Annotated in this window: 4 protein-coding genes; all 4 read right to left on the bottom strand. The window is 71.7% G+C overall.

Annotated elements, in window-relative coordinates:
• Positions 1-578 (bottom strand): cysteine desulfurase family protein (locus MXD95_RS07215; protein ID WP_250639767.1); only part of this gene is annotated, 578 nt, incomplete at its 3' end.
• 47 nt (positions 579-625) lie between these two features.
• Positions 626-1,996, bottom strand: coding sequence for a mycofactocin biosynthesis glycosyltransferase MftF (gene mftF, locus MXD95_RS07210; RefSeq protein ID WP_250639766.1), 1,371 nt, complete (start codon positions 1,994-1,996; stop codon positions 626-628).
• A gap of 319 nt (positions 1,997-2,315) precedes the next feature.
• Positions 2,316-2,822, bottom strand: coding sequence for a MarR family winged helix-turn-helix transcriptional regulator (locus tag MXD95_RS07205; RefSeq protein WP_250639764.1), 507 nt, complete (start codon positions 2,820-2,822; stop codon positions 2,316-2,318).
• A 169-nt stretch (positions 2,823-2,991) separates the two neighbouring features.
• Positions 2,992-6,612, bottom strand: a complete 3,621-nt coding sequence (locus MXD95_RS07200; RefSeq protein ID WP_250639763.1) for a methylmalonyl-CoA mutase family protein — start codon at positions 6,610-6,612, stop codon at positions 2,992-2,994.
• Positions 6,613-6,887 lie beyond the last annotated feature (275 nt).

Genomic DNA, 6,887 nt, shown 5'->3' with positions numbered 1-6,887 from the left:
CCCCCCCCCCCCCCCCCCCCCCCCCCCCCCCCCCCCCCCCCCCCCCCCCCCCCCCCCCCCCCCCCCCCCCCCACGGCCGCCAGACGCGCGACCGGCTGCACCGTTCCGACCTCGCTGTTCGCCCACATCACCGAGACGACGGCGACGGACGCCGGGTCACGGCGGATCGCGGCCTCCAGCGTCTCCGGGTGCACCAGGCCGAGCCCGTCGACCTCGAGCAGCTCCACCGTGGCGCCCTGGGCCGCGCCGAGCCAGTCGACCGTGTCGAGCACCGCGCGGTGCTCGACCGCGCTGACCAGGATACGCCGCCGCGCCGGATCGGCTGCCCGGCGCGCCCAGTACAGACCTTTGAGCGCCAGGTTGTCGCTCTCCGTGCCACCGGCGGTGAACACCACGTCGGACGGTCGGGCGCCGAGCATCGCGGCCAGCGACTCGCGCGACTCCTCGACGACACGGCGCGCCCGGCGACCGCTGGCGTGCAACGACGAGGCGTTGCCGGTGGTGGCGAGCACCGCTGTGTACACGGCGAGCGCTTCCGGCCGCATCGGCGTCGTCGCCGCATGGTCGAGGTAGGTCACAGGGTAAAAGGGTAGCCCGGCGACGCCGATGTCCGTGGATCTGCCGATCACACTGACGCTTCCCGTGACCGACCGGCCCACGGCCGGCGGGGCCGGGCGGGCAGCAATGGCGTGAGCGACCGTTCGGCCAGGCAGCCGGCCCACACGCCGACGCTGTAGGCGCTGTCGTCCATCAGCCGCACCAGCACATACGGCACCAGCCCGACGGCTGGTCGCCGGACCCACCACTCGTGCACCAGCGGCAGCGCGACGGAGACGAGGAGCAGCCGTCCTGCCCGGCAGCCGGCGGCGCCGACCAGCACCGGCAGCCAGGTGCGTCGCGCGGTCTCGGCGGCGAACAGCAGCCCGCGACGACGTTGCCGCGCGGTCAGGGCCAGCACGACACCAGCCCGTCCTTCGACCCGGGACAGCCGTCGGGACAGCCGCGCCGCGGTCTGGATGCCGGCGCCGGCCACGATCATCCCGGTGAGGCCCACGCCGACCCGGTCGGGGCGCACGGCGAGCACGCCCGCGGCCAGCACCGTCCCGGCGGCCGCACCGGACGGGCGCAGCGGGCCCGGATGCCGGCGGGCGAGCCGCGCCGCCGACGAACCGTAGTCGTGGCGCTGGCGTGCCCAGGCGGACCAGGACGCGCGCGGCTCGTGGCGGACCACGGCCGCCGGCTCGTACCGCACGCAGTGCCCTGCCGCCAGCAACCGCCAGACCAGGTCGACGTCCTCGCCATGGCGCAGCGCCGGGTCGAAGTCGACGTGGTCGCGCCGGATAAGCAGCGCCGCCGTCGGCACGTAGGACACCCGACTGCCGGGATGGACCGCCGCGCCACGGGCCCCGAGGTCAAGGGGCGAGCGGTCCGCCTCGTATCGGTGGCGCAGGCCCGCAGGCCGGCCTGGCGGCACGGGAGAGGAGACCCTCGGCGCAACCGCGACGACCGCCGGATCGGCGAGATGTACCGCCAGCCGATCCAACCAGCCGGGGACGGGATGGACGTCCGCGTCGCAGAAGGCGATCAGGTCGGTGCCGGCGGCCCGGCTGCCGGTGGTGCGTGCCGCCCCCGGCCCCCGCGAGCGGTCGTGTCGCAGGACCCGGGCACCCGCCGCCTCGGCCTGTGCCGCGGTCTCGTCCCGGGAGCCGTCGTCGACGACGATGACCTCGGCGCACTCGCCGCGCAGCGCCGCGACCAGCGGGCCGATCCGGCCTTCGCCGTCGCGGACCGGGACGACCGCGGTGATCCGGTCCCGGGCGGGGTCCTGCGGCGGCGGGAGGGGATGCAGGAGTCCGGCCTCGACCAGCCGACGACCCAGGACGTCCGCCCCGGGCCCGGCCGCCCCTACGGTGGCTCCGCCACGCAGCGCCGCGAACGCCCGCCGCCCGCCGGCCGAGAGCGTGACCAGGCGTAGCGGCGACCCGCCGAGCAGCACCAGCCCGTCGCCTCCTCGATGCCCGTGCCCTGCGGCCCGGATGCTCCGACTGCGCCCGTGATGTGCCTGCCCGTGATGTGCCTGCCCGTCCTGGGGCGGTCTGTGCCGGGACCGGCTCTCGGCGGTGGGCGTAAGCGTAGAGAGATCGGGATCGGGCCAGGCTCGGAAGGAGGCGGGCAGCGGGGGCGGCATCGATGTCCTGTGGTCGGTGTCCTGTGGTCGGTGTCCTGTGTGGTCGGCCGTGGTCGGCGAAGAGCGCGCCGGTCGCGAGCGAGCTGACGTGGTGGGCCGCGAGCCGTGGCGGCCCGGCGGTTGGGCTTCAGAAGTCGCCGGCGGCCCGACGCAGGTCCGTGAGCAGCGCGATGAGGGTGCGCACGCCGCCGTCACCCAGGCCCGGGTCGGCGAAGACGATGTCGTTGAGCTTCTGCGTCGCGGCGAGAGCGGTGGCCCGCCCCTCCTCGGTGATCTCGGCGAGGATGGCCCGCCGGTCCGTGGGATGCGGGTTGCGCCGGACCTGCCCGCGGGCCTCCAGCCGGTCGACGGCGCTGGTGACGCTGGTCGGATGGACCTGCAGCCGACTTCCAATCTTGTTCAGCGGCAGTGAGCCGCGCCGGGAGAACAACAGCAGCATGAGCAGCTCGTAGCGCGCGAAGGTCAGGTCCAGGGGACGGAGAACCTCGTCGACCCGGGCAAGCACGATCTGCTGCGCCCGCATCAGCGAGGTGACCGCCGCCATACCGTCCGCAACCTCACCCCAGCCATGGGCGACCCAGTGCCGCCGGGCCTCCGCGATGGGATCGGTGGGCAGCGGTTTGGGGGTGGCCACGGCTTCGGTCGCTCCTGCGTTTGGGGGGAGGTCTCCCGCCCGACCGCCGGTCGGGGACCGTCACGGCCGACGGTCAGCGTCCATTGCACCCCAGGACGGACCCGTAGGCAAAGATTCAGCAGTGTCGGCGGATTACGCGTCGCCCCCCTCCACCTCTCGGTGACTGGAATTACACATTGCGACGATATTGCCCTCCGGCGTCGAAGAACGCGTCAGTGATCTGGCCCAGCGAGCACACCCGCACCGCGTTCATCAGAGCGGCGAAGACGTTTCCGTCGCCGGCGGCGGCGGTGCGTAGTTGGGCCAGTGCCGGCCCGGACTCGGCCGCGTGCTGGCGCTGGAAGGCGCCCAGTCGATCGAGCTGGGAGCGCTTCTCCGTCTCGGTCGCTCGGGCGAGTTCCAGGGGCCGCCCGCCCGCCTGACCGGTGTCGTCGGAATCGGCGCCCGCGGGGGGCGACTGGGCCCGGAACGTGTTTACTCCGATGATCGGCAGGCTTCCGTCGTGCTTGCGCCGCTCGTAGAGCATCGACTCGTCCTGGATCCGGCCGCGCTGGTAACCGGTCTCCATCGCGCCCAGCACGCCGCCACGGTCGCTGATCCGTTCGAACTCGGCAAGCACCGCCTCCTCGACGAGGTCGGTGAGTTCGTCGACCACGAACGAGCCCTGCAGCGGGTTCTCGTTGGCCGAAAGGCCCCACTCCTCGCCGATGATCATCTGAATGGCGAGAGCGCGGCGCACCGAGCTTTCCGTCGGCGTGGTCACTGCCTCGTCGTAGGCGTTGGTGTGCAGGCTGTTGCAGTTGTCGTAGAGGGCACACAGCGCCTGCAGTGTGGTTCTGATGTCGTTGAAGTCCATTTCCTGGGCGTGCAGCGAGCGCCCGGAGGTCTGGACGTGGTATTTGAGCATCTGGGAGCGGGCACCGGCGCCGTACCGGTCGCGCATGGCCACCGCCCACAGCCGGCGGGCCACCCGCCCGATCACCGTGTACTCCGCGTCCATTCCGTTCGAGAAGAAGAACGACAGGTTCGGGGCGAAGTCGTCGATGCGCATTCCGCGGGCCAGATAGGCCTCGACATAGGTGAAACCGTTCGCCAGCGTGAACGCCAGCTGGGTGATGGGATTCGCCCCGGCTTCGGCGATGTGATATCCGGAGATCGAGACGGAGTAGAAGTTCCGGACATTATGGGCGATGAACCATTCCTGTACGTCGGCCATCGCCCGCAGTGCGAAGTCGGTGGAGAAGATGCAGGTGTTCTGCCCTTGATCCTCCTTGAGGATGTCCGCCTGCACGGTGCCGCGGACGGTGGAAAGCGCCCGTGCGGCGATCTCCTCCCCCTCGGCGTCGTCGGGCGCGCGACCGTTCGCGGCCGTGAACGCGTCACGCTGCTGATCAATCGCCGTGGTGAGGAACATGGCGAGGATGGCCGGCGCCGGCCCGTTGATCGTCATGGACACACTGGTCGCCGGGTCGCACAGGTCAAAGCCCTCGAACAGCGCCGACATGTCGTCCAGCGTCGCGACCGACACCCCCGACGTGCCGATCTTGCCATAGATGTCCGGGGGGGCGGCGGGATCGCGGCCATACAGCGTCACCGAGTCGAAGGCGGTGGACAGCCGAGTCGCCGGCGAGCCGGCGGACAGCAGGTGGAACCGTCGGTTCGTCCGCGCCGGATCGCCCTCCCCGGCGAACATCCGCGCGGGGGCCTCTCCGACCCGTCGAAACGGATAGCACCCCGCCGTGTACGGAAAGGCTCCCGGCAGGTTCTCCCGGCGGAGAAATCGCAGCAGGCTGGCATCGTCGTCGATGTCCGGCACCGCCACCCGCGGAACCCGACTGCCGGCAAGCGTCGTGCGCCACAGCGGCGTGTGCACATCCCGGCCGCGGACCTGATACGTCAGCTCGTCAGCCCGACGTTCCGCAACGGTCCGTGGCCACTGGGCCAGGAGTTCCCTCGCCCATGGCTCCAGATCGGCCTCGGCCCGTTCCCGCAGCCGCCGCACAAGCCCGGCCTCGATGAACCCCGTATCCCCGCCTCCCCCCGACGCCGGAGCCCCGACAGCGGCCGCGGACACAGTCCCCGCGGCGGCCGACGGCCCAGGCTCGGACGCGGGCACGGCGCCGGTACCGCGCGGCCCCCCGAGGCTCGTGGCGATCTCGGCGTCGATGGCGACCTCGGCGGTGGCGAGATGCTGGCAGTGCCGGGCGAGCTGGGCCTGCCGGTCTGTTTCCCGGTGGTAGGCCCGCACGGTGTCGGCGATCTCCGCCAAGTAGCGGGCCCGTGCCGGCGGGATGAGGGTACGCAGCCCGCTGGAGGCATGGATGTCCACCGGCGCCAGCGCGCCCGGCCCGGCGGCCCGCAGGCCACGCTCCCGCAGCAGCCCGAGCAGATGCTGGTAGAGCGCGGTCACGCCGTCGTCGTGGAACCGGGCCGCGGACGTTCCGAAGACCGGCATGTCCGCCCAGGTGCGGTCGAACGCCTCCCGGTTGCGCAGCAGCTGGCGGGCCACGTCGCGGCGGGCGTCCTCAGCACCCCGACGCTCGAACTTGTTCACCGCGACGACATCCGCCACATCGAGCATCTCGATCTTTTCCAGCTGGGACGCGGCGCCGTACTCGGGTGTCATCACGTACAGGGCGACGTCGCTGTGTTCGGCGACCGCCGCGTCGCCCTGGCCAATGCCGGGCGTCTCGAGAATCACCAGGTCATAGCCCGCGGCCCGACAGGCAACGATGCTTTCCCGCACCGAGGCGGGGATCTCGCTGCCGGCACCGCGGGTCGCCAGCGAGCGGAAGAAGACCGGTCCAGCAGGCACTACGCCGGCTCCCGCGTCCGGATTCGCGCCGGTGACGTCGGCGGCCAAGGGCGCGGGTGCGGGGGTCGCGGCAGTGGTCGTGGCGGCCAAAGCGTTCATGCGAATCCGGTCGCCGAGCAGCGCACCGCCGCCGCGCCGCCGGGACGGATCGACAGCCAGAACAGCGATCCGCAGCCGGCCGCCCTGGTCCTGCTGGAAGCGCCGGAGCAACTCGTCGGTGAGCGAGGACTTTCCCGAGCCGCCGGTACCCGTGATTCCCAGGACCGGCATCGGCGGACACCGCAACGCCTGCGCCCGCAGTGCCGCGGCAAGCTCGGTGGCGTGCCCGTTGTCGGACCGCTCGCCGCTCAGCACCGTGATGGCCCGGGCGAGCGCACCCTGCTGGCCCTCGACGATCTCCTCGATCCTCGGACCGTCCGCAGCAAGGTCCATGTCGCACAGCCGAATGATCGTGTTAATCATCGCGGCGAGCCCCATGGCCTGCCCATCCTGCGGAGAAAAGATCTTGGTCACACCACGGGACTGCAGGAGTTCGATCTCCGCAGGGACAATCACCCCGCCGCCACCGCCGAACACCCGGACGTGGCCCGCGCCGCGCTCCCGCAGCCGCTGCACCAGATAGCTGAAGTACTCGACGTGGCCGCCCTGGTACGACGAGATCGCCACGCCCTGGACGTCTTCCTGTATCGCGGCCGTCACGATCTCGTCCACGCTGCGGTCATGACCCAGATGGATGACCTCCGCGCCCTGGGCCTGCAGTAGCCGCCGCATGATGTTGATCGCCGCGTCGTGCCCGTCAAACAGCGCGGCCGCCGTGACGATGCGAACCGGATGAACCGGTACGTGCAGCCCGTCCGTCCCGATCTGGAGCGCGCCGACAGCACGCGGGCCCACATGCGCGGACGGGTTCGTGACCGACTGGCCGGCAGCCGAGGGGACGGTGACCGGCGCAACGTGCTGATCGAGGGATGGCATCGCGGCGCCTCCGCTGAAGCGGGTGCGGGCCAGTCGGGCCCACACAACCGATGTTCCGTCCTCCGACAGTAGGACGTCCACCTAGTTGGGCGCCACCCGATCTTGGGATTCGGTCGAAAATATCACCTGAAGCGAGGAGATCGGTACCGTCAGCATCCACTGCGGCGCGGCGAGCGCACCGGCAGGCCCCAGGCGGAGAATCCCAGAAACAGGTGAAGGGCCGCCCCGAAAACGGGACAGCCCCACAACCTGTATAAGTCCGGCGGCGACCTACT

Origin of the sequence: Frankia sp. AiPa1, from assembly GCF_023243075.1 — a bacterium.
GTDB lineage: Bacteria > Actinomycetota > Actinomycetes > Frankiales > Frankiaceae > Frankia.
Note: the sequence above shows the minus strand (reverse complement) of the source record. Positions and strands in the feature narration are given on the sequence as shown.